This is a genomic window from Aurantiacibacter odishensis (assembly GCF_003605195.1).
Classification (GTDB): Bacteria; Pseudomonadota; Alphaproteobacteria; order Sphingomonadales; family Sphingomonadaceae; genus Alteraurantiacibacter; species Alteraurantiacibacter odishensis.
In genome coordinates this window covers 234,086-260,472 of sequence record NZ_QYOS01000021.1, presented here as the reverse complement: position 1 = coordinate 260,472, position 26,387 = coordinate 234,086, and the positions used below count along the sequence as shown (strand labels likewise).

At 64.2% G+C, this 26,387-nt stretch carries 27 protein-coding genes and 1 other RNA gene; 4 read left to right on the top strand and 24 right to left on the bottom strand.

Annotation, left to right across the window (positions count from 1 at the left end; translation table 11 throughout):
* Position 1: 1 nt before the first annotated feature.
* The 7 genes from D4Q51_RS05605 to D4Q51_RS05575 form a co-directional block, all read right to left on the bottom strand.
* On the bottom strand, positions 2–1,120 hold the full coding sequence (locus D4Q51_RS05605; protein WP_120076753.1) for a hypothetical protein: 1,119 nt from the start codon (positions 1,118–1,120) through the stop codon (positions 2–4).
* Positions 1,117–2,193, bottom strand: coding sequence for a hypothetical protein (locus D4Q51_RS05600; protein ID WP_162925163.1), 1,077 nt, complete (start codon positions 2,191–2,193; stop codon positions 1,117–1,119). Before D4Q51_RS05600 ends, D4Q51_RS05605 begins: the two co-directional genes overlap by 4 nt.
* Entirely contained in the window at positions 2,190–3,212 is a 1,023-nt protein-coding gene (locus D4Q51_RS05595; protein ID WP_120076751.1) for a hypothetical protein, read from the bottom strand. The genes D4Q51_RS05600 and D4Q51_RS05595 overlap by 4 nt, the downstream gene beginning before the upstream one ends.
* On the bottom strand, positions 3,212–5,188 hold the full coding sequence (locus D4Q51_RS05590; protein WP_120076750.1) for an outer membrane protein assembly factor BamB family protein: 1,977 nt from the start codon (positions 5,186–5,188) through the stop codon (positions 3,212–3,214). Before D4Q51_RS05590 ends, D4Q51_RS05595 begins: the two co-directional genes overlap by 1 nt.
* A gap of 139 nt (positions 5,189–5,327) precedes the next feature.
* Entirely contained in the window at positions 5,328–5,969 is a 642-nt protein-coding gene (locus D4Q51_RS05585) for a hypothetical protein (RefSeq protein WP_205689441.1), read from the bottom strand.
* The gene (locus D4Q51_RS05580) at positions 5,966–6,673 is read right to left on the bottom strand and encodes a HupE/UreJ family protein (RefSeq protein WP_240624580.1); all 708 of its coding nucleotides are present in this window, start codon (positions 6,671–6,673) and stop codon (positions 5,966–5,968) included. Before D4Q51_RS05580 ends, D4Q51_RS05585 begins: the two co-directional genes overlap by 4 nt.
* Positions 6,663–7,217, bottom strand: a complete 555-nt coding sequence (locus D4Q51_RS05575; RefSeq protein WP_120076749.1) for a hypothetical protein — start codon at positions 7,215–7,217, stop codon at positions 6,663–6,665. The genes D4Q51_RS05580 and D4Q51_RS05575 overlap by 11 nt, the downstream gene beginning before the upstream one ends.
* 221 nt (positions 7,218–7,438) lie before the next feature.
* On the opposite strand from D4Q51_RS05575, the gene D4Q51_RS05570 reads away from it, so the two are divergent.
* Positions 7,439–7,834 carry a c-type cytochrome gene (locus D4Q51_RS05570; RefSeq protein ID WP_162925162.1) on the top strand — a complete coding sequence of 132 codons (396 nt, stop codon included), beginning with the start codon at positions 7,439–7,441 and terminating at the stop codon, positions 7,832–7,834.
* A 57-nt stretch (positions 7,835–7,891) separates the two neighbouring features.
* On the opposite strand, the gene D4Q51_RS05565 is transcribed toward D4Q51_RS05570, so the two are convergent.
* The 12 genes from D4Q51_RS05565 to D4Q51_RS05510 all read right to left on the bottom strand — a co-directional run bounded on the left by D4Q51_RS05565 (position 7,892) and on the right by D4Q51_RS05510 (position 20,627).
* Positions 7,892–8,878, bottom strand: a complete 987-nt coding sequence (locus tag D4Q51_RS05565; RefSeq protein WP_120076747.1) for a VOC family protein — start codon at positions 8,876–8,878, stop codon at positions 7,892–7,894.
* 2 nt (positions 8,879–8,880) lie between these two features.
* A complete protein-coding gene (locus D4Q51_RS05560; RefSeq protein ID WP_162925160.1) occupies positions 8,881–10,830 on the bottom strand; it encodes an outer membrane protein assembly factor BamB family protein in 1,950 nt (649 codons plus the stop codon).
* Positions 10,827–12,065, bottom strand: a complete 1,239-nt coding sequence (locus tag D4Q51_RS05555; RefSeq protein ID WP_120076745.1) for an FAD-dependent oxidoreductase — start codon at positions 12,063–12,065, stop codon at positions 10,827–10,829. Before D4Q51_RS05555 ends, D4Q51_RS05560 begins: the two co-directional genes overlap by 4 nt.
* A complete protein-coding gene (locus D4Q51_RS05550; protein WP_120076744.1) occupies positions 12,065–14,176 on the bottom strand; it encodes a PQQ-dependent dehydrogenase, methanol/ethanol family in 2,112 nt (703 codons plus the stop codon). Before D4Q51_RS05550 ends, D4Q51_RS05555 begins: the two co-directional genes overlap by 1 nt.
* 97 nt (positions 14,177–14,273) lie before the next feature.
* Positions 14,274–15,134: a P-loop NTPase fold protein gene (locus D4Q51_RS05545; protein WP_120076743.1), complete on the bottom strand. Its 861-nt coding sequence runs from the start codon at positions 15,132–15,134 to the stop codon at positions 14,274–14,276.
* Positions 15,131–16,096, bottom strand: coding sequence for a 2-hydroxyacid dehydrogenase (locus D4Q51_RS05540; RefSeq protein ID WP_120076742.1), 966 nt, complete (start codon positions 16,094–16,096; stop codon positions 15,131–15,133). Before D4Q51_RS05540 ends, D4Q51_RS05545 begins: the two co-directional genes overlap by 4 nt.
* The gene (locus D4Q51_RS05535) at positions 16,093–16,923 is read right to left on the bottom strand and encodes a beta-etherase (protein WP_120076741.1); all 831 of its coding nucleotides are present in this window, start codon (positions 16,921–16,923) and stop codon (positions 16,093–16,095) included. Before D4Q51_RS05535 ends, D4Q51_RS05540 begins: the two co-directional genes overlap by 4 nt.
* 76 nt (positions 16,924–16,999) lie before the next feature.
* Positions 17,000–17,920, bottom strand: coding sequence for a ketopantoate reductase family protein (locus D4Q51_RS05530; RefSeq protein WP_120076740.1), 921 nt, complete (start codon positions 17,918–17,920; stop codon positions 17,000–17,002).
* The gene (locus tag D4Q51_RS05525) at positions 17,917–18,462 is read right to left on the bottom strand and encodes an NUDIX hydrolase (protein ID WP_120076739.1); all 546 of its coding nucleotides are present in this window, start codon (positions 18,460–18,462) and stop codon (positions 17,917–17,919) included. The genes D4Q51_RS05530 and D4Q51_RS05525 overlap by 4 nt, the downstream gene beginning before the upstream one ends.
* A 21-nt stretch (positions 18,463–18,483) precedes the next feature.
* Complete coding sequence (locus tag D4Q51_RS05520) at positions 18,484–19,158, bottom strand: TPM domain-containing protein (protein ID WP_120076738.1); 675 nt, start codon at positions 19,156–19,158, stop codon at positions 18,484–18,486.
* Between the two features lie 15 nt (positions 19,159–19,173).
* Positions 19,174–20,025 carry a TPM domain-containing protein gene (locus D4Q51_RS05515; RefSeq protein ID WP_240624579.1) on the bottom strand — a complete coding sequence of 284 codons (852 nt, stop codon included), beginning with the start codon at positions 20,023–20,025 and terminating at the stop codon, positions 19,174–19,176.
* On the bottom strand, positions 20,022–20,627 hold the full coding sequence (locus D4Q51_RS05510) for a LemA family protein (protein WP_120076737.1): 606 nt from the start codon (positions 20,625–20,627) through the stop codon (positions 20,022–20,024). Before D4Q51_RS05510 ends, D4Q51_RS05515 begins: the two co-directional genes overlap by 4 nt.
* Before the next feature lie 138 nt (positions 20,628–20,765).
* Between D4Q51_RS05510 and mscL (D4Q51_RS05505) the strand changes: the two genes are divergently transcribed.
* From mscL (D4Q51_RS05505) to ssrA, 3 genes are all read left to right on the top strand, one after another.
* Positions 20,766–21,236: a large conductance mechanosensitive channel protein MscL gene (gene mscL, locus D4Q51_RS05505; protein WP_120076736.1), complete on the top strand. Its 471-nt coding sequence runs from the start codon at positions 20,766–20,768 to the stop codon at positions 21,234–21,236.
* Between the two features lie 76 nt (positions 21,237–21,312).
* On the top strand, positions 21,313–21,789 hold the full coding sequence (mscL, locus tag D4Q51_RS05500; protein WP_120076802.1) for a large conductance mechanosensitive channel protein MscL: 477 nt from the start codon (positions 21,313–21,315) through the stop codon (positions 21,787–21,789).
* A gap of 49 nt (positions 21,790–21,838) precedes the next feature.
* Positions 21,839–22,182: a transfer-messenger RNA gene (gene ssrA / locus D4Q51_RS05495) on the top strand.
* 42 nt (positions 22,183–22,224) lie between these two features.
* On the opposite strand, the gene D4Q51_RS15840 is transcribed toward ssrA, so the two are convergent.
* The 5 genes from D4Q51_RS15840 to D4Q51_RS05470 form a co-directional block, all read right to left on the bottom strand.
* Positions 22,225–22,458: a hypothetical protein gene (locus D4Q51_RS15840; protein ID WP_205689440.1), complete on the bottom strand. Its 234-nt coding sequence runs from the start codon at positions 22,456–22,458 to the stop codon at positions 22,225–22,227.
* On the bottom strand, positions 22,455–22,706 hold the full coding sequence (locus D4Q51_RS05485; RefSeq protein ID WP_120076801.1) for a hypothetical protein: 252 nt from the start codon (positions 22,704–22,706) through the stop codon (positions 22,455–22,457). Before D4Q51_RS05485 ends, D4Q51_RS15840 begins: the two co-directional genes overlap by 4 nt.
* Positions 22,707–22,828: 122 nt before the next feature.
* Positions 22,829–24,082, bottom strand: coding sequence for an N-succinylarginine dihydrolase (locus tag D4Q51_RS05480; protein ID WP_120076734.1), 1,254 nt, complete (start codon positions 24,080–24,082; stop codon positions 22,829–22,831).
* Entirely contained in the window at positions 24,079–25,092 is a 1,014-nt protein-coding gene (locus D4Q51_RS05475; RefSeq protein WP_120076733.1) for an arginine N-succinyltransferase, read from the bottom strand. Before D4Q51_RS05475 ends, D4Q51_RS05480 begins: the two co-directional genes overlap by 4 nt.
* Positions 25,089–26,300 (bottom strand): hydrolase, encoded by a 1,212-nt coding sequence (locus D4Q51_RS05470; protein WP_120076800.1) that lies wholly within the window; start codon positions 26,298–26,300, stop codon positions 25,089–25,091. The genes D4Q51_RS05475 and D4Q51_RS05470 overlap by 4 nt, the downstream gene beginning before the upstream one ends.
* Positions 26,301–26,387 lie beyond the last annotated feature (87 nt).

Sequence of the window (26,387 nt, the reverse complement as noted above, 5' to 3'; positions counted from 1 at the left end):
TTCAGTCTCCTTGCGAATTTCGTTGTTGGGCGCCGCGGCTGGCAGGGTCCATCGCCGGGGGCGGGCCTGCGTCGGGATCGATGGGTTCCACCATCGCGCCGCGTTCGTATTCCTGCTGCCGCTTGGTGCGGTCAGCAGTGATGTAGTTGCGCACCTGCACGTTCCCTTCGTGGCAGGCGTACTCGTAGAACTCGTAATCGTCGTCGCGCGACCAGTTGGCGCGCAGCGTGAAGTCGTCTTCCCACACGACGGGATCGGAATATTCCATCTCGTAAGTGATGGTGTCGGGCCCGACCATGTGGAACCGCTCCGTCACCGTCACCTCTTCGCTCATCGGCAGGGTGTTGCCCGATGGCACGCCGCGTGTGGCGACATTCAGTGCCGATGCGCCCGGCTTGATGTTGGTGGTGACGACTTCCAGCGTGTTGTCGTCTATCCACCGACCACGGCTGTTGCCGAACCAGCCTTCCACGCCTTCGGGCCACGGCTCGCCTGCGCCCGACACGGGAATGATGCGCGTCCCCAGCATTTCCAGCATGATCGTGACGTTGCCGGGCGACTGGAAGATGCGGATGCCGTTGTTGTAGCGGAAGGGGAACATGCTGGCGGGGAAGCCGCGCGTGATGCAGCGATCCCAGCTATCGAAATCGGTCACCCAGTCGAAGGTCTGGCCGGTGATCCAGCTTGCCCGCATCAGCGCGGCGCGGCGCTTTCCTTCCGGTGTCAGGTCGGGAAGGCGCCCGTCCTGCGCGGAAACGATCATCGAGGTGCGGCGGCTGCCCGCCTGGTACTCGATCCAGTGGCCAAGCCCGATGGTGCCTTCCTCGTCCTCGCTCTCGTAGGCTTCTTCAAGCTGTTCGACGCGACCCTGCTCGGCGGCGATTTCCTCTTCAGTCTTCCAGAAGCGATCACCGTACTGGGCAGGGCGGTTCACCGGCAGTTCGGCAATGTCGTTGAGCGGCCAGCTACCGCGGAAGTCCGGGTCGCCCCATGGCGTTTGGGTGGGCGTGTAATCGTCGGGAACGGCCGGCATCGTTGTCAGGTCGTCGGGCACCTGCTGCGCTGTGGCAGGCAGGGCCAGCGAAGCGGCTGCGAGTGCGAAAATGGTCTTGCGGATCATCGGTCTCCTCCGCCCGCCGCTGCTCGCTCGGCGCGGCTGGCTGTGATGTAGTTGCGGATCTGCACGTTGCCTTCGTGGCAAGCGTATTCGAAAATCTCGTAGTCCTCGTCCCGCGTCCAATCGAGACGCGCGGTCCACGGCGCGGTGAAGACTTGCGGATCGGTGTAGGTCACTTCGTAGACCAGCGAATCCCGCCCGGTCATCGTGATGCGCTCCGTCACGCGGGCGTCCTCGCTGGTGGGCAGGATATTCCACGGCTCCCGCCCGTGAGTAGCGAGATTGAGCGGGGAGGGGCCGCGCGCGATGTGATCATCGCTCACGCTGTCGCCCGTCTTGATGTTGGTGGTTTCCACCACCAGCGTATCGCCGTCCCACCAGCCGATGGACTGGCCCATCCAGGTGCGGACGTCGGCAGGCCAGCGCATGGCCTCGGCATCATCGCGCGAAACGATCGGGATTACGCGCGCTTCGTGCACCATCTCGGTGATGATGACGATGCGGCCCGGTGCCTGCATCACGCGCAGGCCGTTGTTGTAGCGGTGCGGAAACATCGTGGCCGGGAAACCGCGCGTGACGCAGCGGTCGAAGGTGTCGAAATCGGAAACCCAGTCGAAATCGACCCCGTCGGTCCAGCTCGAACGGCCCGCTTCGTAGCTGGCGCGGGCCTCTGCCGTCAGTGCAGGCAGCTTGCCGGTTGCGGGAGAGACGAGCAACGAGGTGCGGCGGCCCGATGCCTCTGCGGTGATGAAGCTGCGGTAGCCGAGCGTTCCCGCTTCATCGTCCGCCTCATAACGCGCATCGGCCGTGTCGCCGCCCATCTGCTGCGCGGCATATTCCTCTTCAGTGAGCCAGAAACGGTCGCCGTGTTCCGGCAGGCGCTCGAACGGGATGCGGGCGATGATGTCGATGGGAAAATGGCCGCGAAAGTCCGGATCGCCCCAGCTGGTGCGCGGCGGCGCGAATTCGGTGGGGACGGGCGGCATGACGGTCAGGTCGGCGGGAACGTCCTGCGCGCTGGCGGGGCACGATGCCGCCAGTGCGATTCCAAGACAGATCCCCCCGGCGCGCATCACTCGCTGGCATCCTGTGCAGCGCGCTCGGCGCGGCTGGCGGTGATGTAATTGCGGATCTGCACGTTGCCTTCGTGGCAGGCGTATTCGTACATGCCGTAATCGTCGTCGCGCTGCCATTCGAGGCGGGCGGACCACGGCTCTTCGAATACCACCGGGTCGGTCCAGGTGAATTCGTAGATGATTTCGTCCTCGCCCACCATGTGGAAGCGCTCCACCAGGTGCGCCTCTTCGCTCACCGGCGTATCGTTCTCGCGCGGGGAGCCGGTGGTGCCGATGTTGGTGGCGCTGGGGCCGGGACGGAAGTTGACGGTATCGACACGCAGCGTGTTGTGGTCTTCCCACGTGCCGCGGCTGTCGCCCATCCATTGCCCGATCTGGCGCGGCAGGTGCGCGCTCCCATCGGTGGGGATCATGCGCACTTCGTGCACCATTTCCAGTTGCAGGGCGACGAGGCCGGGTGCCTGGAAGATGCGGATGCCGTTGTTGTACATGAAGGGGAACATGCTGGCCGGCAGACCGCGCGTGATGCAGCGATCCCAGCTGTCGAAGTCGTCCACCCAGTCGAAATGCTGCCCGGCGGCCCAGGTGGAGCGCATGGCATCGGAAAGGCGCTGCCCTTCCGGCGTGTAGGCGGGTAGCTGGCCATCGGCCGGCGCGGTGATCCAGCTGGTGCGGCGGTTGGCTGCGGCCACCTCTGCCCAGTGGCCCATGCCCATGGTGCCCTCGGATTCCTCGTTTTCGTAGCGCTGTTCCAGCTGGGCGACCGCCTGTGCGCGCTCGTTATATTCTTCTTCGGTCAGCAGCTGACGGTTGCCGTATTCGGAAGGCCGCTGGAACGGGGTGCGCCCGTTCAAGTGGTCGATCGGCCACCCGCCACGGAAATCAGGCTCGCCCCAGCTGGTCAGGCTCGGCTGGAAGTCGTCCGAAGGCGCGGGAAGCTGGGTCAGGTCCTCCTGCGCGGCAGCCCCGCCTGCCATAAGCAGGGCAAGGCTTGCCGCGAGGAAGGATGCGCTGCGCATCACTCGGCCCCTTCGGGCAGGGCGAAGGTGACATAGCGACCGGGGCCCGGCTCCGGCAGACCGAGACCGCCGAGGAAGTGACCCACGCCGCCCACCGGCACGGTGATCATCTGCCGACCGTTCACTTCGTAAACGGCGGGCACGCCTTCGGTCGCCGCGTCGAAACGATGTTCCCACAGCACTTCGCCGGTGTCGGCATCGCGGGCGCGGAAGGCGCGGTCGCTCGCCGTGTTGACGAACAGCAGGCCACCGGCGGTCGCGACTGGGCCGGAGCGCGGCGTCTGTGCGCCAACGCCGGTAATGCCCTGCTCCTCCAGCGTCAGGATCTCGCCATTGGGAATGGAGTAGATCTTGCGCCCGGTGTTCATGTCGTAGGCGGTGAGGTTGGAGAACGGCGGCTTGATCGCGCCCATGCCGTTCGATTGCAGCATGAAGTTGACCGGCCAGCGATAGGGCAGGTCCTCCTCGTCGGCGTTCGGCATGGCTTCCAGCGCTTCCTCGCGCCGGTCCGGCATCAGCTTCAGCATCAGCGGCAGTTCGCGGCTGACGACGTAGAGTCGCTGGCGGTCGGGATCGACGGCCACATTGCCCCAGTTCAAGCCACCATTGTGGCCGGGGAAGGAAATGGTGCCCTGGATGCTGGGCGGCACGAACGGCCCTTCGCCCCAGCGCGAATTGGCGAACAGTTCGCGCAGCGCTTCCTGGTCGCTTTCGGGCAGGTAGGGATTGATGTCGTCCGGCGTGAACGACAGCCGCATGTAAGGCTCGGGCAGTGTGGGGATCGGCTGCGTCGGGCTGGCGTGTTCGCCGGGCACGTCGCTTTCGGGCACGGCCACCTCCTCGATCGGCCAGATCGGCGTGCCGTCGCGGCGGTCGAATACGAAGATGTATCCGTGCTTGGTGCCCTGGATCACGATCGGGATCTGTTCACCGTCCTTGGTGATCGTCATCAGCTTGGGGGCGACGGGCAGGTCGAAATCCCACAGGTCGTGGTGCACGGTCTGGAAGTGCCAGATGCGTTCACCCGTCTCGGCGTCGATGGCGATGATCGAGTTGCCGAACAGGTTGTCGCCCTCGCGGTTGCCGCCGTAGAAATCGTAGCGGGGGGTGCCGGTGGGGATGAACACGATGCCAAGCTCGGTATCAACGGTGCTTTCGGACCAGTTGTGGACGCCGCCGTACTCGTTGAAATCGCCGGTTTCGGGCCAGGTGTCGTGGCCGAACTCGCCTTCGCGCGGGATCGTGTTGAAAGTCCACTTCAGCGCGCCGGTGCGCACGTCGTAGGCCTGGATGTTGGCAGGCGAACCGGCGTAGTCGTACGCGCCTGCGGGCAGGCTCATGATGATGGTATCGCGGTATATGCGACCCGGATTGTTGGTCTGCAACGGGCCGGGCTGCACTACGTCGTCCGGCAGGGCATCGCGCAAGTCCACGCCGCCATCGCCACCGAAGCTGGTGATGACTTCGCCCGTCGCCGCGTTCACGGCGCGCAGTTCGCCGTTGTTGAGCACCATCAGGCGTTCGTCGCCCGCGCCATCGGTCCAGTAATTGATGCCGCGCGTGCCGATGCGGCCTTCGAAGTTGCTTTCCCAGATCTGCGCGCCGCTGGCCGGATCGAGCGCGACCAGCTGGTTCTCACCGTTGATCACGTACATGCGTCCGCCCGCGACCACCGGGTTGAACAGCGGCGGTGCACCTTCGCCGGTGGGGAATTCCCATACGACTTCGAGCTGGTCGACATTGGAACGGTCGATCTGCGCAAGCGCCGAATACTGCGAGCTGTCCGCCCCGCCGAGGTAGGAATCCCAGCTGCGGTGATCGAAGCTGGACCCGGCGACTGCGGCGGACGAGGCCGAGGCAACATCGCCCGATGGCGTGGCGGCGCAGGCAGCCAGTGCCAGCCCCAGCGAAGTGGCAAGGGCAAGGCGCAGCGCGCCCTTGGTTGCGGAACGATTGCGGCGAATTGCAGTGGTCAAGCCCGTGCTCCCATAGGTTTGCGCAGCCCTGAGGGCTGTCTTTCAAGCCCCTGCCTAGCCGCAATGCACCCCGATCAACAAGGGTGAAACGGCATCGAAATTGATAAAATCCGAAATTTTCGGACTCGTGAAATCTCGATCAGTCCGTCTCGCCCGATTGCATCGCGTGGCCTGCAACGGAACCTTCGGGTCCCTCGGCAGCGCCTTCCAGCGGACGGTCGATTTCGCCGGACGCAGTAAAGACCGTGGCGGCGCTCATCGGGCCGCTCGCTTCCAGCCGCAAGGTGACATTGTCCATCGAGCGGTTCTCCCAGAACCAGCCGTGGATGCCGGTGAATGCGGGGGTGTAACGGCCGTGCATTTCCTGCGCCTCGTCCACCCCGTAGCTCTCGGTGACCTCCTCCCCGCCGTCGAAGGGGTGCGCGTGCATGTCGTAGGCGAGGGTGCCGCTGCCTTGCCAGTGGAACGTCATCGGCTGGCCTTCGGGCATTGTGTACTTGAACTCTACCGATTCGAACGGCAGCAGCTCGTATTCCCAGACATCGGTAATCCCGTCCGACGCGGGCAGGGCGGTGTCGGAGAGGGCGAGCACTTCCTGCTGTTCCATCCGGGCCATGCCGCGTTCCAGTTCCAGATTGGTCGGCTCGGCGATTTCGGTCAGCCCCAGCGCGGCACCGACGCCCGTGGGATCGTAGCCGGTTTCGGCGGGAAGGATCACGAAGACGGCCAGCGCGGCCCCTGCGGCAGCAACACCGGCGGCGATGTAGGGTCCCTTGCTCATGACGAGAAATATCCTTGCAGTTGGTATGCGGTCAGCGCCACGCCGACCAGAATGAGCGCCACATTGGCAGCGAAAGCATAGCGTTTGAAGCTGTCGGTGTGCCGCCATGCGGCCAGCGCCAGCACCACCAGCGTCAGCACGATGACCTGGCCAAGTTCAACGCCCACGTTGAAGGCAATGAGGTTGGTCAGCAGACCATTCGGCGAAACACCGAGGTCCTGCACCTTGGTGGCAAGACCCAGGCCGTGGAACAGGCCGAACACCAGCACGGCGATGCGGGTGTCGAAACTCCAGCCGAGTTTCCGGAAACCGCCGATGTTCTCCACGCCCTTGTAGATCACGGAAATGCCGATGATGGCATCGACGATGTAGGCGTTCACGCCCGTGCCCAGAAGCACGCCGCCGATCAGGGTGATCGAATGCCCGATGGCGAACATCGAGACATAAAGCAGAACGTCGCGCAGCTTGTGCAGGAAGAACACGACGCCGACGAGGAAGGCGATGTGATCGTAGCCTGTCACCATGTGCTTGGCGCCAAGGTACATGAAGGGAATGATCGCCGGCCCGTCGATCGTGCGCACGAATGCCTTGTCGCCTTCCGCCACATCGTGGGCGAGGGCCTCTAACGGCATGGCGAGCAGCACGATCGCCATTACGCCCGGAATCAGTGTAGCATTCTGTAGAAGGGCGGCGTTATTCCGCATCGGTCTCCTCGACATATTCGCCGAGGGTCATGTCCTCGTTCGGGCGCGGCTGGGCGATATCGTCCACCGTCACGCCTTCGGGCAATTGTTCGGGCGGATACATCCGGTGACAGGCGCTGCACACGGCATAGATCGTGCCGCCAACCTCGAACACGGCCTCCGGATCGCGCGCCGCCGCCGCCTGTTCCGCCTGTGCTGCCGCTTGTACCAGCCCCTGCGAGTAAGCGATCCAGTCGTCGCCGCGGCCTTCGGAATAAGCGGGGGTCTGCAGGATTTCGCCCAGTTCTCCCAGCCGCACGGCGGCGGCGCGAACATCGCCCCATTCGGCATCGCCCTCTGGCTGCCATTCGGTGAAGACGGGCTCGTTATCGACAAGCTCGCTCTTGGAGCCGACCGCGTTCCAGAATATCTCCGCCGTAGGCTGCACCTCTTGCGCCATCATCTGCTGCGCAGTGCCCAGCGGTGGCACTTCCTCCGCCTGGTTGCAGGCGGCAAGAGCCAGCGACCCCAGCGCGGCGAGAAGGATGCGGTTTTCGGTTTTCATGCCCTGTTCTCCATCGTTTTCTGGGCAGCGATAAGCCTGCTTGCTGTCAGGCATCTGACATGGTAGTGCGCCGCTTTGTTGACAATGTCCAACTATTTTCCATGCCCACCACCGCGATAAATCTGCGGTAAAGCTTGACTCTGTTATACCATAATTTGACTAGGGCCGGTTTTCGAATACCAGCCCGCCATGAATTTCGAAGGGGTTTTATAGAGATGTCCGTGACTGTGAAGACGTTTGGAAAGATTGCGCTCACCGCGCTTGGTGCCGCCACGCTGGCCGCGCCCGCCTTCGCGCCCGTAGCGCAGGAGCACGATCATTCCGCTCACGAACACGAAGCCGATGCCGCTGCCGAAGTCAGCGTGACCGAGGCCGAGGCCGAGGCCAGCCGCACGCTGTTCAGCCAGTACGGCTGCGGTTCGTGCCACGCCTTCGCGGATGCCAACGGCTACGGCCACATCGGCCCCTCGCTCGACGGCAATGCCGCGCTCAGCGTTGAATACGTGAACCAGATTATCGCCAACGGTCAGGGTGCCATGCCCAGCTTCGGCGGCATGGTTTCCGAAGAAGAACTGGAAACGCTTTCTCGCTACATTGTGGCGAAGAAGGCCGACTAACGATCGTTCGATCAGCTTGCGAACGGAGAAGGGGGCTTTGCGGCCCCCTTTTTCGTATCAGTCTCCGGCAGCCTCGCGCGCGGTGCGCGAGTTGGGGCCGACCTGCGCGAAGTAGTTCGTCACCCCGTCCGGATCGTTGAGCCAGACGGTAGTGAGATCGAAACCGGCCAGCCTGTTGAGCGGCGTCTCGACCGGGATGTCGCGGTAATCGGCCCGCGCAGCCGCCAACGCGGCATCGCTTACCACGTACTGGATGCCGGAACTGCCGGTATCGGCGGGCAGTCCGTCGCCCACTTCGTAAAGCAGCAGCGTCGTTTCCGCGTGGGCGTAGGGATATAGCGTCAGCCCGAGCTGCTCCGATGTAAACGGCTCGCCTTCCTCCAGCCCCACGAATTCGCGGTAGAAAGCCCGCGATGCTGCAAGGTCGGACACCGCGATGCCCACGCCCACGCCGTCGTCCGAACGGTCCTGCGCTTCGGGATGAATTGCGATCACGATGCCGAGTCCCGCCGGATCGGAAAGCACTGCGGAAGCGAAGCCGTCCTCTTGCGTAAAGGTCGGAACAGGCAGACCCACTGCGGCGAACCGCTCTCGCACCACGTCTGCATCCGGGTAAGTGAAGCGCAGGTAGCGAATGCCGGTGCCGCCCGTAATACCGCCGGAAAGATCGTACTGGCGATCGCCCTGCTGGCCGGCCGACAGCTTGACCTGTCCGCTGCCCACGCCCGTCAGGATCATCTGCTGGGTGCTGGTGAGCTGGATCGGGTTGAGCGAACGCAGACCAAGCGCGTTGACGTAAAAGTTGACCATCTCCTCGGTCAGTTCGCGGGGGAAGCGACGGAAGACGTTCATCGACGATTGTTCGAACATGTCGCCATTGCTGGCCTGCAATTGCGCCTCGGTCAGTTCTCCGGGCGCGTAGTGCAGGTCTGCGCTGGTATCGAGCAGCGCGCCTTCGGGGGTGCGGACCTCGCCGCGATCCTGCGCCGTGGCGGTGCAGGCGGCGAGCGCGGTGGCGGCGATGGTGGTGAGCAGGGTGCGCATTGTCATTCCTCTGGCGATTTCTCGGGCAGGGCCCAGGTAATCAGGCTTTCGTTGTTGAGCGGGCCGCTGGGCCCCATCTGCGACGGGCCGAAGCCCGATCCGGCGGCCACCACGGCGATGTACTGCCGTCCGTCCGCGCCGCGATAACTCATGGGAACGGTCATCGCCGCATAGTCCAGCTTTTCCTCCCACACTATTTCGCCCGTGACGGAATCGAAGGCCCGGAAAATGCCGTCCGACGTCGCCCCGATGAAGACTAGGCCGCCCGCCGTCACCATCGGCCCGCCGAAGGTGTTGTTCGCGCCGGTGTCCTGCTTGTCCGCACCCAGTTCGGGCGTGGTGCCGAGGCGCGATGCCCAGGCGATCTCGCCGGTGTTGGCATCCACCGCAACCAGTCTGCCCCAGGGCGGTCGGATGCAGGGCAGGGTGACTTGCGAGCCATCCTCTGCCGTGAAGCTGGCAGAGAAGGAGGAATAGGCGCCCGGTCCGCTGAGGCTGCCGCGATCGTATTCCTGCGAACTGGCCGCCGTGCCGCGTCCGTAATCGCCCTCCGGATCGCGCTTCTCGATCCAGCCGATGGAGCCGCTTTCGCTGGTGTTGACGATGACGTATCCGGTGTTCGGGTCCGCCGCGCTGCCGCCCCAGTTGGAGCCGCCATTGTGCGGCATGTTGATGCTGGCACGCGGGGGATCGCCTTCCTCGTGCAGGAAGAAGGGCGTGAAGGGCCCGGCGTTGAAGAAGCTGCCGCCGTAGCTGTCCAGCAGGGCGCGGCAGGCCGCCACGTGCTCCGCGTTGGTATCCTCTACAGTCACGACGTCGTCGGGCGTCCACCACATGCGGGAAAGCGGTTCGGGCGCAACGGGGATAGGCTGGGTGGGGGAGTACCATTCGCCCGGCACATCCGCGCTCGCCACCAGCATCTCGTTGACGCCGTGAACCGGTTCGCCCGTACGGCGGTCGAGGATGTACATCAGGCCGGGCTTGCCGGTCTGGGCGAGGGCGGGGATGGTCTCGCCGTCTTTCTCCACGTCGATCAGCACCGGCGGGGCGGGCAGGTCCCAGTCCCACAGGTCGTGGTGGATGGTCTGGAAATGCCAGCGGTATTCGCCCGTGCGCGCATCCAGCGCGAGGATCGAATTGCCGAACAGGTTGTCGCCCGGACGGTCTCCGCCGTAGTAATTCGGCGCGGGAGAGCCGAGCGTCATGTAGATCATGCCGGTCTCGACATCGCCGCTCATGTACCAGACCCACATGTTGTTTCCGGGCCTGTCGCGCCAGCCGTCGTCCAGCCAGGTCTCGTGGCCGATCTCGCCCGGCTGGGGCACGGTGTTGAACTCCCACAACAGCTCGCCGGTGCGCGCGTCGTAGCCCTTCTGGTTGCCGAGCGGGCCGCTGGGCAGTTCGGGCGTGGAGGCGCCGATGACCAGCACATCGCCGAAAATGCTGGGCGGGTAGGAATAGCGCACTTCAAACGGCACTCGCCCATTCTCGCCGAAATCGGTCGCGATCTCGCCCGTCGCCGCGTCCAGCGCGACGATCTCGTTGCCGCCGTTGTAGTAGAGCCGCGCGCCGTTCCCGTCGCCCGCCCAGTAGGTGACGCGGCGGCGCACGGTCGTGCCTTCCACTGCGTGCCGCCAGATTTCGTGGCCCGTATGCGCTTCCAGCGCCACCACGGCATCGCCCAGCGGCAGGTACATGATCCCGTCGACCACGCTGGGCACGGTGCCGGCGAGGATGAAGCCGCCACCCTGCGGGCGCAGGCGGTATTCCCAGGCGCGCTCGATCTGGCCCACGTTATCGCGGTTAATGTCCGCCAGCGGCGCATAGCGTTGACCCGAATGGGTGCGCGCATAGTGCGGCCAATCGCCGTCCGCCACTTCTTCCTGCGCGGCGGCGGGCAGGGTGAGTGCGAGCGCGGCGGCACCGGCGAGGAATGTTCGTAAGGTTCTCAATGGATCTGTCCCTGCCTGCCCTTGATGTTGATCGCCACCCGGTCGCTGGGGTCGGCATCGGCCCAGCGGCTGCCTTCGCGCAGCACGTCGCCGATCACCTTGTAGGCAAACAGCATCAGCAGCGCGCCGCTTTCCGGGTTCTCGTCCAGCGCGCTGATATGGGCGAGGTCCTGCTGGCGCGCTGCCGGATCGCTCTCCTGCAACATGCGCTTGTTCTCGGTCGCCGCGGGGGAGACGATCTCCCAGAAAATGCGCCGCCGCTCTTCGGAGAAGCGGTCGAGGATTTCCTCGTTCTCCTCGCCGCGCAGCACCGCGCCCAGCACGTCTGCCAGCACCGCGCCGGTCCACACGCCCGAGGTCAGGCCCAGCCCGCCGCACGGGTTCGTCGCATGGGCGGCATCGCCCGCCAGCAGCACGCGGCCCTTGCGCAGCGTCTCGCCCGCGCGCTGGTGCAGCATGTAGGGGCTGGAAGAGACGATCTCGTAATCCTTGCGCCCCTGCAAGAACCATTCGTAGCGCTCGTGGATGCGCTCCTCGTAAGTCTCCAGCGGCAGGGATGCGTCTTCCATGTAGGTGCAGCGCCAAAGGCCGTCGCGATTGAGCTGCGCGATCACTGCCATGTTCACCGGATCGCAGACGAAGTTCGCCTGCTCGTACCCGATTTCTTCGAACGGGAATTTCACGTTGGTGGCGATGAACCGCTCGGGCCAGGTGTGGCCCTCGAACTCTATGCCCGCCACCTTGCGCACCGTGCTGCGCGCGCCGTCGCAGCCGATCAGCCATTTCGCGCGAAAATCCTTTCCCCCAGCGGTGACGGTGATGCCATCGTCGTCCTCTGAAAGCGCGGTGACTTCGTGATCGAACAGCACCTCCACGCCCAGCTTCTGCGCGTGCTCCATGGCCACGCGGGCCACATCGTGCTGGCCTGCGTGAAGCTGGTAATCGAAGGGAATGCCCTCGACCGGCTTCGTCTCTACCACCGAGTGATAGCCGAATTCGGGGATGTGCGTGCCCAACATCCGGTTGGTGAAACCGATCTCCAGCAGCTCGTCGAGCAAGCCAAGCTCCTCCAGTACGATGAGCGTCGAGGGAAAGTAGACTGCCGCGCGCGGGCTGTTGATGATGTGCGGCTCCTTCTCCAGCACACGCACGCTCGCGCCGCCTTGCGCCAAGGCAAGGCCGGTGAGCATACCCACCGGCCCTGCACCGACGATCAGGACGTCGGTCTCGTCCATCACTCGCTCTCCTCGGCAGCGCGGCGAGCAGCCTCGGCGAGCACATAGGCGCGCACGGCCTCGGACTGGTCGGCCGTGATCCACGGCGCGAAGCTGACCATGCCGTTGTCCGACAGCACGCCGTCCATCACCACCGAATGCCACGCAGTCGCGTCGGTGGCATAGACGCTGCGCAACAGGTTCGGGTTGACCGGCCCGTTGTGGCAGATGGTGCAAAAGCCAAGATAGGTCTGCTGGCCGAGTTCGATCGTCGCAGCGCTGAACGTCTCGTCGGTCGCAACATAGGGCGCAAGCTGCTGCGGCGGCAGGTTCTCGTACTCGCCTTCTCCGTCCAGCTTGAAGACGAACAGCATTCCGTTGGGCGGCGGGCGGCGCATCCAGTCGCTTTGCGTGGCCATGCCCATCGAGCCGCCGTAGCCCGCGACAATGGCGACGTATTGTTCGCCATCCACGGCATAGGAAATCGCGCCCGCCACGATGCCGCGGTCGGTGTTGAAACTCCACAGCGGCGTGCCGTCGCCTGCGTTGTAGGCGTTGAAGGTGCCGTCGGGCAGGCCCTGGAAGACGAGGTTGCCCGCCGTCGCCAGCGTGCCGCCGTTCCAGGGAAACTCGCGCTCGATGGTCCAGCGCGCTTCCTGCGCCGCCGGGTCCCAGGCCACCAGTTCGCCCTTGGTGATCGAGGTAAGGTAGGCGCGGCGCGCTTCCGGCGTATCGCCGGGCACCAGCCCTTCCGGCGGGGTCAGGAAGATAACGCCGGTGTTCCAGCGACCGATGTTGCGGGTGTAGTTCACATCGTCCATGTAGGCAGACGGCGGCTGCATCGCGGGAATATAGACAAGGCCCGTCTGCGGCGAATAGCTCATCGGGTGATAGGCGTGCGCGCCGATGCCGCTGGGCGTGACAAGGTAGGGCGCGTTCTCGTAGCGCGCCTCGGGAATCTCCACCGGGCGGCCTGTTTCCAGGTCAATCCGCTCGGCCCAGTTCTGCATCGCGTAGGGTTCTGCGCTGATCAGCGATCCGTCGCGGCGGTCTATCACGTAGAAGAACGCGTTCTTCGGGGCCTGCATCACGACGGGCACCAGTTCTCCATCGACCACCTGATCGGTGAGGATCATCTGCTGCGTGGCGGTGTAGTCCCACGTCTCTCCGGGGTTAAGCTGGTAGTGCCAGTTGTATGCGCCGGTATCGGGGTCGAGCGACAGGATTGAGGCGAGGAAGAGGTTGTCGCCTTCGCCATTGCTGCGCGCACGGTGGTTCCAAGGGCTGCCGTTGCCGACGCCCACCAGCAGCTGGTCCAGCTCGGCATCGTAGACGATGGAATCCCACACGGTGCCGCCACCGCCCATTTCCCACCATTCGCCAGCCCAGGTGTCGGTCGCGAATTCGGCGAACACGGCATCGGACGCTGCGCCATCGGGGCCGTCCGCCGGGTTGCCCGGCACGGTGTAGAAGCGCCACACCTGTTCGCCGGTATCGGCATCGTAGGCGTCGACATAGCCGCGCACGCCCATTTCGGCGCCGGAGTTGCCGATGATGACCTTGCCGCGCACCACGCGAGGGGCGCTGGTGATGGTGTAGGGCTGGCTCTGATCGACGGTAACCACGTCCCACAGCTCCGCGCCGGTCTCGGCATCCAGTGCCACCAGCCGCCCGTCGATCGTGCCGACGAAGACCTTGCCCTCCCACACGGCGACGCCGCGGTTCACCACGTCGCAGCAGGCGTGCGCGCCTTTCGCGCCGTCGACTTCGGGGTCGTAAAACCACAACTGCTCGCCGGTGGCGGCATCCAGAGCCATGACTTTCGACCACGCGGTGGACACGTACATCACGCCGTCGATCACGATGGGCGTCGATTCCTGCCCGCGATTGGTGTCGAACTCCACCGTGTAGGCGAGGCGCAGGCGGTCGATATTGCCGGCGTTGATCTGGTCCAGCGGGCTGAAGCGATCTTCTGCCCAGGTGCGCCCGTGCGCCATCCAGTTGTCAGGATCGCTGTCGGCATTCAGCAGCCGTTCCTCGTTCACGTCGCCCGCCACGGCATCGGCGCAGGATGCGGTCGTGAAAGCGAGGCCGGCGGCCATGAAAGCGGTGGCAATGCGCTTTGCAAGCATTCGAACGTGTCCTCCCCGGTGCGCGCCTTCTTGGCGGCGCGTCACCCTCCGGACGGGGAGACTAAGTCCAGCTTGCGCGCGAGTCCATCGGGCAAAGTCAATCTTTTGCGGGTGGCAGGGGGTTCTGATCCGGCCCGATGTCGATAACCACATCGGCGCGGCCCGGCATTTCGGCCAGCATGTGACGGGTCAATCGTTCATAGTGAGCAAGGAAGCGCTCCAGCGCGGCATCGTCCATCACGTTGGGTCCATCGGGATTGGCTGCCCGCAGCTTTTCCTCCTGCAAGGCGCGGTTGCGGCGCACGGCATCGAAGTCCGCGACTTTCAGCATCACCAGCAGGTCGATCTGGTCGAAGAGGCGGGCGTAGTCCTCGCTCAGCCAGTGGTTGACGAGGCTGCGCCACACGCCATGGGGGTCTTCATCCCGCTCCAGCGCATTGATCGGCTCCGCCAGCGCGGCGGCGTGCTGCGGCTTCGCGCCGACGCACCAGCCTTCCAGCAGCAGCACGTCCACCGGGCCGGTGATCCGCGTGCCCTCGGCGGCGCGGTCGTCCGTCGCCTTGTCGAAGCGCGGCAGGTCCAGCGCGCGGCCTGCCAGCATGTCCTCGATGATGCCAAGCCCCATGGCGACGGCGTGGGTGCCGGGAACGCCCCGGGTGGCGAAGAGGGGGTGGACCTCTTCGGCCAATTTCTGGCGCTCGGCGCGGGTTAGGTAAAGATCGTCGAGCGATAGCGTAACCGCGCGGATCTGCCGCCGGGAGAGCAGCACCTCGAGGAACTTGCACAGCGTGCTTTTACCGGAGCCCTGCGCGCCGTTGATACCGATCACCAGCGGCGCCCGGCTGGCAGGCAGGCGGGCGATCCGGGTGGCTAGCGGCTGCCAATGCTGTTCGACGACTTCGCGGTAGCTTTCGGGCAGGCCCTCGGCCTCGATCAGATCGGCAATGGGATCGCTCATGCCACGCGGTCTGGCAAATCCTCGCCCTTGGCGAAAGCCTCGATGTTCGCCATCGCGCGCCTGCCCATCGCTTCGCGCGTTTCGGCATTGGCGCTGCCGAGATGGGGCAGCAGAACCGTGTTCTCCAGCTCCAGCAGGGCTTCGGGCACCTGCGGTTCCTCCGGGTAAACATCGAGACCCGCGCCTGCGAGGTGGCCGCTTTTCAGCGCATCGGCCAGCGCGTCGTGATCCACTACGCCGCCACGCGCGGTGTTGATGAGATAGCTGCCGTGTTTCATCGCCGCGAGCGCTTGCGCATCGATCAGGTTGCTGGTCGCATCGCCGCCGGGAATGTGGAGCGAGACGAAATCGGATTTCGCCAGCAACGTCTCCAGGTCGGGGCAGAACTCGGCTTCCAGCGCCTTTGCCTCGTTCTTGGGGCCGCGCGCGAAATAGGCGATTTTCATGCCGAACCCGTGCTTGGCGCGCTCTGCCGTCGCCATGCCGATGCGGCCCATGCCGACTATGCCCAGCACCTTGCCTTTCAAAGCGCTGCCGATGAGATGGGTGGGGCGCCAGCCTGTCCAACGTCCGCTGCGGAGTTCGCGCTCGCCTTCGCCGGCGCGTCGCGCGGCCATCAGCATCAGGGTGAGAGCAAGGTCCGCCGTCGCATCGGTCAGCACGCCGGGGGTGTTCGATACCAAGATGCCCTTAGCCTTCGCTGCGGGAAGGTCGATATGATCAAAGCCGACGCCGTAATTGGCGATCAGCTTCATCCGCTCGCCACCTGCGATCACATCGGCATCGATGCAGTCGCTTACGGTGGGGGCCACCACGTCGAACTCGGCCATTGCACCCGCCAGTTGATCCTGGCCGAGCGGCTCGTCACTTTCGTTCAGCACCACATCGAACCGCTCGGCCAGAGCGCATTCGACCGCTTCGGGCCAGCGGCGGGTGACGAGGACGCGCAGCCGCTCGCTCATTTGGGCTCGCCGATCATCTGCGTCTCGGCCTGGGTCGAGGCCGGGCCGGTGTTGCGCTTGAAGATGCCGCCCTTGCCGCCTTCGCGGTTGAACAGGTCCGGGTCGCCTTCGCGCTGTTCGAGACCGAAGATCGGGAACAGGCCGGGATGCTCACCCAGTCCGCCATAAAGCGCGCAGACCCGCTCGTACCACGGACGCAGGGGATCGTCGGCAGCCAGCGCCGGGGTCTGCGCCAGCGAGGCGAGCCACAGGAAGCCGCCGATGATGCGATAGTCGGCATAGTTGGGCGCGCTGCCGCCAAGGAAGTCGCTCTCGCGCAAGGCCAAGCGCAACGGCTCCAGCGCGGCGGAGATGGCGGGCAGGCGGTCCTCGCGGCCCTTCTGCACGTCCTCCAGCGGTCCGCCCAGCATGACGGCGCGCGAGCTGGTGACGTATTCCTTGTCATGTTCGAAACAGATGTCGCGGTAGTCGCCGCAATAGCAGCGCATCCATGGCCCGACGCCTGCGCCCCAGAACCACGCGTCGAGCGCCTTAAGCATCACCGCCACGCTTTCGTGCGGAATCAGGGCGGGGGCATCGGAGTAGGTCTCGTCGAGGTATTCCACGATGCCCCAGCTATCGAGCACCCACTTGCCCTCGTCCACGATCGCGGGTAGCCGCTCCGTCTTGCCGCCGGTTCGTTCCATGATGCCGGTGAAGCCGCCATCCACGATATCGAGGTCCAGCCCCTTGTGCTTCACCGCGAACTTCGTGGCCCATACGAAGGGGCTGATCGTAGCCCCGGTGGAGACCTGCAGGTCGTAGAATGTCACGCTCTTGTTGGCCATCGGCTCCCTCTCCTCTGCCTGACGGGCTTGCTACTCCCAAATCAGACAAAGTCAAAGATGCATCGTGGCAAGGGCGTCAATTCGCCAGCTTCGCCTCCTCAAGCTTGACGAGGTGCCACAGGGTTTCGAGCACCGGCGCTTCCACGCCCGCTTCCTTGGCGGCGGTGACGATGGCGCCGTTGATCGCATCGACTTCCGTGCGCCGACCGGCATTCAGATCCTGCAGCATGGAGGGTTCGTGGTCGGCATGGTCGGCCATGCTGACTTCGGTCAGGTCGTAGATCGGCTGTCCGTCCAGCATCACGCCATTGGCATGGGCGGCGGCGACGCCTTCCGCCACGGCGGCAAGGATAGTCGCGCGCGATTCCGCGTTGGCCCCCAGGAAACCCGGCGTGCGGCGGGTGAGGGCGCACAGCGGATTCATCGTCGCGTTGAAAATCGCCTTGGACCAGATGCCTTCGTGAATCTTCGGGTCGAGCACGGTTTCCAGCCCCCCCTGCGTCAGCAGGTCCGCCGCGCGCCGCGCCATAGCGGTATCGCCGCCGAATGCGGGGTAGAGCTTGGAATAGCCCTCTCCGTGGCTGCGGATGCAGCCCGGGCCGACGAGATCGCTGGGCAGCATGCTGGCCCCCACCATCACGCGGTCATCCGATACGAAGCCCGCCAGCCGGCGGTCATTCCCGAGCCCGTTCTGCAAGCTGAGCAGGTGAGTGTCCTCGCCGATGGCAGCGACAATGCCTTCCAGCGCGGCCTTGGTGTGAAAGGTCTTGGTGAACACCAGCACCAGGTCGACCGGATCGGTGACTTCATGGGGCAGGGCGGCGCGAATGGGCAGGGTCTCGGTGCCGCTGCGCAGGTCGACTTCCAGCCCGCGCGTATTGATCGCGCCCACATGCTCGGCGTTCACGTCCGCCAGTGTGACCTCGGCCCCCGCGCGGTGGAACGCCGCGCCAAACAGGCACCCCATCGCGCCCGATCCCAGTACGGCAACCTTCATGCGCTCGCTCCCAGCAATTTCGGACCCAACAGCAGGAGCATCCGGGTGTCGATCCCGATGCCACCCTTGCGGAAATCGGCGATGAAGCGCTCCACTTCGGTCAGCTTCACGCGGTGCACGGTAATATCCTCGCTGTCTGTCCCGCCGCCTTCAGATACCTTGGTGAGCCCGGTCGCTTTCAGCAGCGTGAAGCTCTCGCTCACCATACCCGGGGAGGAGAAGAACTCGCCGCAGTCTTCCCAGTGCGCGGCGGTGTAGCCCGTCTCTTCCTCCAGCTCGCGCTTTGCGGCGCTCAGCGGATCGTCGTCTTCGCCGCCGTCATCGTCGCCGATCAATCCGGCGGGCAGTTCGAGGCAGGGCTTCCCCAGCGGGACGCGGAATTGCTCCACCAGCAGCACTTCGCCATCCTCGATGGCGAGGATCACGGCCGCGCGGATTTGCCGGGCGCGGGAGGCAAATTCCCACTTGCCGCGCTTCTTGGCGGTGATCCACTTGCCTTCCCAGGCAATCTCTTCGGGCGGTAGCTGGTCGGCGTCACTCATGACCGCTGCGCTATCGCGGGCTTACAGTTCGATCAAGCGATCCGGCAATTCGTTGCGATCGTCGTCTTTCCGGGGGAAGTGCTGCGCGAGAACCACGCCAACGTCGCGAACCCCGGCGGCGATGCCCTCTGCGATGCATCCCTTGCGGATTTCATCGAGCATATCGGCCATGGCCTCGCCCCAGACTTCCGCGTCCACTTTCTCGTGGATCGGTTCGTCGGCAACGATTTCCGCCCGGTGTTCCTGCATCGAGAGGTAAAGGAGGACGCCGGTGCGGCCGTGCGTGCGGCCATCGGCACCCACCTTGAAGTGGCGGATCGCCTCTTCGCGCACGCGCTGCTGCTTCACCGGGGACGGCACAAGTGCGATGCGCAGGGCCGGGATCAGCAACAGCAGCCATGTTGCGACAAAGGCGATCAGGCCCAAAGCGATGGTCATGCTGGCCGTTTCACCGGTCGTCCATTCGTGCTCCCACCCGCCGACGAGGCTGTCCCACAAATCGAGGAACGGGGCGGGGAGGGCAGCGAATATGCTCATTGCGGTAAAGGCAATCGCGGCGGCCCACATCAGCGCGATATCGGAATAGGCATCGGACCGCTGGGCAAGGACCGGCACGATTTCGCCACTGGTAGAAAGCTCTGCCTCGCCAACGGCATCGGATACGATCTTGTGCTGCGCTTCGTCGAGAATCGGCATGTTACCAGCCTCCCCCTACCAACCACCGGAGGCGCCGCCGCCCCCGAAAGAGCCACCGCCGCCGCCAAAGCCACCGCCGCCGCCGAAGCCACCACCGCCAAAGCCGCCTCCGCCGCCCCAGCCGCTTCCGCCCGAGGCACCGCGAGCAATGGCCTTGCCGGCTTCCCACAGGATGATGTCGCCCACCACGCCCCCAACGCCGCCACGGCGATAGCGGCGACGTTTGCCGCCCATCATCGGCAGGACGAAAAAGAAGAGGATGAAGCCCAGCCAGATCAGCGTGCCGATGGGGAAGCCGCCGTCGCTGGCGCGCTGCTGGCTGGCAGCTTGCGCGATCTGCGCCGCTTCTTCGGGCGGCAATTCGAGCTGGGTGATGATCTGGCCTGCTGCCCATTCGATCCCGCCGGAGAAATCTCCGGCGCGGAAATAGTCTTTCATGCCCTCGATATATTCGAAGGCCAGGCCATCGGGGATGATGGGTTCAAGCCCGTAGCCGACCTCGATCCGCATACGCTTCTCGTTGGGCGCGACCAGCAGGATGATACCGTCGTTGTTCTCGGCATCGCCGAGGCCCCACTCACGACCAAGCTGATAGCCGTAATCGGCGATGTCGTAGCCTTGCAGGCTTTCCACCGTGGCAATCACGAACTGGCGCTGGTTACGCTCCTCGAACTCGTCGAGTTGCTGCGTCAGCCGCGCCTCGGTCGCCTCGTCGATGATGTTCGCCTGGTCCAGCACCGGTGCGGTTCCGCGCTCCGGAAAGGTAGGCTGGGCAAGGGCCACGCTCGCCCAGCACAACGCCACTAGGGCGCTGAGCAGGACGATGATGTGCCGCAGGTGCGGGCGAGGGTGACTGCGGGCGATCACTCGCTGCGCATATCGAGTTCGGGTGCGACTTCGGCGCCTTCGGTTGCGGCTTCGTAGGGCACCATCGGTTCCGCACCGTGGATGATGTTCGCACCGATCGTGTCGGGGAAGGTGCGGATCGTGGTGTTATACTGGCGCACGGCTTCGTTGTAATCGCGGATGGCGATGCGCACGCGGTTCTCGCTGCCTTCCAGCTGCGTCATGAAGCGGCCGAAGTTTTCCTGGCTGCGAAGCTCGGGGTAACGTTCGACCGAAACGAGCAGGCGCGACAGGGCGCTGCCGAACTGGTTCTGCGCGGCCTGGTACTGCGCCATGGCTTCCGGGTTGTTCAGGTCGTCCGTATCGACCTGGATTTCCGGACGCGTGGCCGAAGCACGCGCTTCGATCACGCCTTGCAGCGTCTCGCGCTCTTCCTCGGCGGAACTCATCACGATTTCCTGAAGGTTGGGCAGCAGGTTGGCGCGTTCCTGGAACGCGGCCTCCACGTCGGCCCATTTGGCCTTGGCGTTTTCTTCCGCCGCAGGCACCGAGTTGATGCCGCAGGCAGATAGCGCGAACGTGCCGACGATGAGTGTGGCCGCCTTGGCCAGACGCGTGAACATGACCCTGTATTCCCTCCAATGCACTTGGTGTATTGTCTATATAGCACGGCGGTGCGCGCGTTCAAGAACAGCCGCCGGGACATTCCCTGAACCTTTCGCGTTACACCGATTGCGTAATCACAAGGGGATGGAACGGACATGTTCACCGAATTCAAGAAATTCATAGCTCGCGGCAACGTGCTGGACCTTGCCGTTGGCGTCATTATCGGCGCGGCTTTCGGGCGGATCGTGACTTCGCTGAATGAGAGTATGATCATGCCGGTGATCGGCTGGATTTTCGGCGATATCGACTTTTCCAACTGGTTCGTGCGGCTTGGCGAGATACCGGAGGGCTACGAAGGCAGCGTCACCAATTACGCGCAGTTGAAAGAGGCCGGGGTGGCGATGATCGGCTACGGCGATTTTATCACCCAGACGGTGGATTTCCTCATCATCGCGCTGGCGCTGTTTTTCATCCTGCGCACGGTGAACCGGGTGCTGGACGAGATGCAGGAAAAGCAGAAGCAGGCGGCGGACAGCTCGGAAGAAGGGGACATCCCCACCGATCCGCAGCTCGACGTGCTGAAGCAGATTCTGGCGGAAATGCGCGGAAAACCGGCGCAGCCCTGATCGCGACCTCTTGCAACCTTTCCTCTTTCCGGCAACCTTCGGGCCGGTTCAACAGGACGAGGAAGGGGACCAGTCGGTGCTGAAGGAATTCAAGGAATTCATTGCCAAGGGCAATGTGATGGAACTGGCCGTGGCGGTCATCATCGCCGGGGCCTTCGCCCTGATCGTCGCCAGCATGACGGCGGACATCATCATGCCGCTCGTCGGCGCGATCTTCGGCAATGTCGATTTCAGCGACAAGTACATCGTGCTGGCAGGCGGTGACATGATCGAGCCCGGAATGTCGCTGGAAGCCGCGCGCGAGGCGGGGGCGAACGTGCTGGCATGGGGCAACTTCGTTTCCACCGTGATTAACTTCGTGATCCTGGCTTTCGTGATCTTCATGCTGGTCCGCTACACCAAGCGGGTGCAGGAGCGGTTCGAGAAGAAGGAAGAGGAAGCAGCGGCGGCAGAAGAGCCCGCCGGCCCGACCGAAATTGAACTGCTCGCCGAAATTCGCGACACGCTGAAAGGCGGGGCACCTGCCGCGCCGGGGAAAGGCCCGATGGGCTAGGGGTCTGCACGGGGAGCGGCCCTTGCTGTCCGCTCCCTGACCCTTGCTGTCACTTCACATTAAGCGATTATCGCCTATATGGAGTTTGCTCGCTTCGGCGGGCTATGGCGATAAAGTGCGCCGTGTAATAGGTACAGCGGACCCGGGGGCAGTACCCGGCGGCTCCACCAAAAACGGCAGTTTCCTGCCGTTCCTGACGGGGCCGAACCAGGATCGACGTGTGCTGAAAGACGGTGTTTTTGCTCGGGCTGAGTAACCCGTAAAACTGTTCAAAACCTATAAGTGCCAACGATAACGAAGCACTCGCAATCGCTGCGTAATTTGATGTCCTAACGGACTGAATTTACAAAGCTAAAGCGCGGTTGGACCCACCGGGCAACAGAAGCGGATTCCGGGGCTCCGGGGGTAGCTAGCAACAGAAACCCCCACCTTCATTCAGCTATGGCGCCTGGCGAAAAGCACGAAGCCGATCGTCACGATCACGAACAGCACCCATGACACTGCTGCGGGCCAAAAGTTTTCCAGCCAATCGCTGATCCGATGTCCGATCAGAACGATAGCAAGCGCAGTCACTACGAAGGCAATCGTGTATAGCCAGCCAGCCCTGTTGGCTGGCAAGTAATTGCCGGGCATATTCTCGCGGAAGGGCTTATGCTGCGGTTTTCTCACGACAAATCGGCGCGTGCTTTTGCCGCCTCTTTCTCCGCCTTTTCGTATCTCAGGCAATCGAGAATCTTCGCGCCGCCGAGGAATACCGCGCCGCTGCAGGCTGCCATCAGCATCCAGCCGCCCCAGCCGGGGAAGCGATCGAGATAGTGCGTGCCGCGTTCCATGGCGCCCAAGGCCAGGGCGTAGATGATCAGATAGGCTTCCCAGCGGGTCTTGATGACAAACAGGCGGGAAATCTTCTTCAGCATCATGCACCTTTCTTAACGCATATCATCGCAACTACCGTGCCAAGCACGCAGTTCCGCCGATTCTATGGTTAAGACAGGTAGGAGTGTAAGACAAACCGACACCCACCGGGCGTCAAATGGCGTCAGGCGAGTTCGTCAATCCCGAGCACTTCCAGAAGTTTCGATCGCGCAGTCCTTACAGTCGCGGCCAGTTCCGCGTCGCCGATCTGGGCTGGGTCGATGGTTTCCGGCCAGTAGTCGGCAATCACGGACTCCAGCTTGTCCGCCTTGGCATCGTCCAGCATGAAGCGCGGGTCTACTGTTGCAGGGTCTGCCACGACGCGCAGGCGCAGGCAGGCCGGGCCGCCGCCGTTGGCCATGGACTGGCGCACGTCCACCACGTTCACGTGACGGATCGGCCCGTTGCTGGCCAGCATATCCTGCAACCAGTTCCAGACGTTGGAATTGTCGCGGCATTCCTCCGGCACGACCAGCGTCATTTCGCCGGAGGGCGGAGTAAGCAACTGAGCGTTGAAGAGATAGGACGTGATCGCATCGTCAAGGCTGACGCGGTCTGCGGGCACTTCCACCACCTGCGTGCCGGGACAGCGCGCTATGATCGTGTCGTATGTGCCCTGCGGGTCCGCAAAAGCCAGTTCGTGCGTGAACAAGACGCCTTCGTTCGCCACGGCAACCACGTCGTTATGAAACGCGCCCGCCTCGATAGCCTCCGGGCTTTGTTCAACGAACAGCACCCGCGCGGGATCAAGGCCGTGCTTGCGCGCGACGATGCGGCTCGCCTCTTCATGCTGGCGGGCGGGGAACCTGCCGCCGGGCCTGCCATATACGAAAACTTCCAGCCCCGGCTCGCCGTGGTTTCCGGCAAAGCGCATGTGATTGGCCGCGCCCTCGTCACCGAAACAGGGTGGGACCGGGCTGTGAACGGCGAAGTGATCGCCGTCGGCAAAGGCCAGCTGCAACTGCGCCAGCGTGTCAGGCCATTCGTGGCTGCGATGGGGCATGGTTACGAGATTGGCGACAGTCAGGTGGCACTTTCCGTCCGCCGTATCGGGCGCGGGGCTGACAGTGGCAGCGTTGGCCGTCCACATCGAACTGGCCGACCATGCGCCTGCCACCAGCGCGGGGTCGGTGTCGGGGTCGGCCGCCAGATCGTCAAGCCAGTCAGTATCGGGGCGGGGCAGGGGGAGGAGGAAGCCTTGCGCCAGTCCCATCGCCATGTTGCCGCGCATCTTGGCCACGCCCTGCAGCGCAGCAGCGCGCGGGTAGCTGGTGGCACCGGCATTCTTCGTCGCGGCGAGGTTGCCGAGGCTGAGACCGGCATAGTTATGGCTCGGTCCGACAATGCCGTCGAAATTGATTTCAACGAGCTTGCTCATCGCGCGATACTCCAGACCTTGTCTCCCTTGCCGACGTGCAGCAGTTCCGCCGCCTGCGCGTCGATGGCAATGCCGTCCTCGCGAATCTCTCGCGCGCCGTAGCAACAGCGAAAATCTTTGAACTCGCCCGCTGCGATAAGCGCCTTTTCGCCCTTTTCCAGGGTGTCTTCCAGCACTTCGCCGTGGTGGGCATCGGCGATGGAGCGGACCTTGTCCGTATCGGCCAGCATCGTCGGGCCACCATCGAAAATGTCGACATAGCCCTGATAGGAGAAACCCTCGTTCTCCAGCATCCGCATGGCCGCGCGACCGCTGGGGTGGGGCAGGCCGATGACCTTGCGCGCTTCCTCGTCCAGCATGGCGATATAGACGGGGTGCTTGGGCATCAGGTCGGCGATGAACTGGTTGCCGTGAATGGCGTTGAACTCGTCTGCCTCCTGGAAGCTCATGCCGAAGAACTTGCCCCCGATGGCATCCCAGAAGGGCGAGCCGCCGCGTTCATCGATAATGCCGCGCAGTTCTGCCAGAATGCGGCTGCCGAACCGATGGCGGTGGGCCGCGACGAAGAGATAGCGGCTGCGCGCCAGCAGGAGGCCGAGGCCACCCGCGCGCTCGTTGGGATGCAGAAACAACCCACCCACTTCGCTGGTGCCGCCAAGATCGTTCACCAGGCTGAGCAGTTCCGCCGTCACCGCCCGGTCCAGTTCCTTGGAATACTGGGTCAGCGTGTTGATGCGGTAGGAATAGAAGGGGTACTGGTGCCCAACGGCTGTGAACAGCTGGCACGTGCCGCGCACCTCGTTCGTCTTGGTGTTCTCCAGCACCAGCACGAAGGTCTCGCCGACGATTTCCTGCCCCTCGCGCAGGAACGCCGCTTCCGAGCCTTCGAGCTTGCTGGTCAGCGAATTGCGATCGGGCGGCAGGTTGGTGAAACCGCCGCCGGTCAGCTTGGCCATCTCGTAAAGGTGCTGCAGGTCGTCGGTCGCAGCGGGGCGGATTACGAAGCTCAAAGCATGTCTCCGGTGGCAAGGCGGTGCAGCACGATCGCGGAAAGCTGCGCGCGTTCGGTGAGCGAGGGGGCGATCATGAATTCGTCCGGCGAATGGATCTTGCCGCCGCGCACGCCCATGGTGTCGACCACCGGAACGTGGTTGGCGGCAATGTTGTTGCCATCGCAGACGCCGCCGGTGCTCTGCCAGCCGATGGTATGGCCCAGCGCAGCGCCTGTATCGCGGACGAGATCGAACAGCTTCTGCGCCTTCTCATCCACGGGTTTCGGCGGACGCGAAATGCCGCCGTGCAGGACAACCGCAAGATCATGTTCCCTGGCAAGAGTTTGCACCAGGGCATCGAGATTGCGGGAGAATTCCTCGGCGGCTTGGGTCGTCTTAGGGCGGATATTGAAGCGCAGGATCGCGTGATCGGGCACGACGTTGTTGGCTGCCCCGCCATCGATCTTGGCGGGATTGATCGGCAGGTCGGCGTGCTGCATCGCTTTCAATCGCACGGCGCAGTCGGCGGCGGCGACGATCGCATTGCGTCCGTCCTGCGGGTTGCGCCCGGCATGGGCGCTCTTGCCGGTGAACGTGACCGAGAAATTGCCGCTGCCTCCGCGCGCATGGGCCAGCGTGCCATTGGGCAGGGCGCTCGGCTCGTAAGTGAGCGCGGCGAACTTGCCGCGCGCGAGTTCGTCGATCAGCGCGGCGGAGGAGAGCGAGCCTGTTTCCTCGTCCGCATTGATCATCACGTCGTAACCGATGCTGGATGCCACATCGCTGGTTTCCAGCGCCATCAGCGCCTCGGCAATGATTGCGATGCCGCCTTTCATGTCGGCGGTGCCGGGACCGTTCAATGTCTCGTCGTCCAGCCACTGCTGTTCCTGGAAAGGATGATCCACCGCGAAAACGGTGTCCATGTGACCGGTCAGGAGAAAGCGTCTCTCCGCCTCCGGACGCACGCTGCAGACCAGGTGACGACCATGCGGTTTCTCGACCTCTCTCCCGTCGGCGTCGACAACGACGACGGGCGCGGGATCGCGCAGGGTTACATCGCCGGGCAGAGCGGCAAACGCCTCGGACAGCGCCTGCGCCATGCGGGCCAGCCCTTCGAGGTTGTCGGTACCGGAATTGATCGCTGCCCACTCCTGCGTTCGGGACAACATCCGTTGCTGGTCGATGCCGGAGACGAGGTCGCGTTCGGTCTGGGAGAGTGGTTGCATGGAAAACCACATGACGCTTCGGGCGGTCCAATGCAACTCTCCTGCGCCAGCGGCTTCTGAAGCGGGAGAAATGAGGGGAATCCGCCG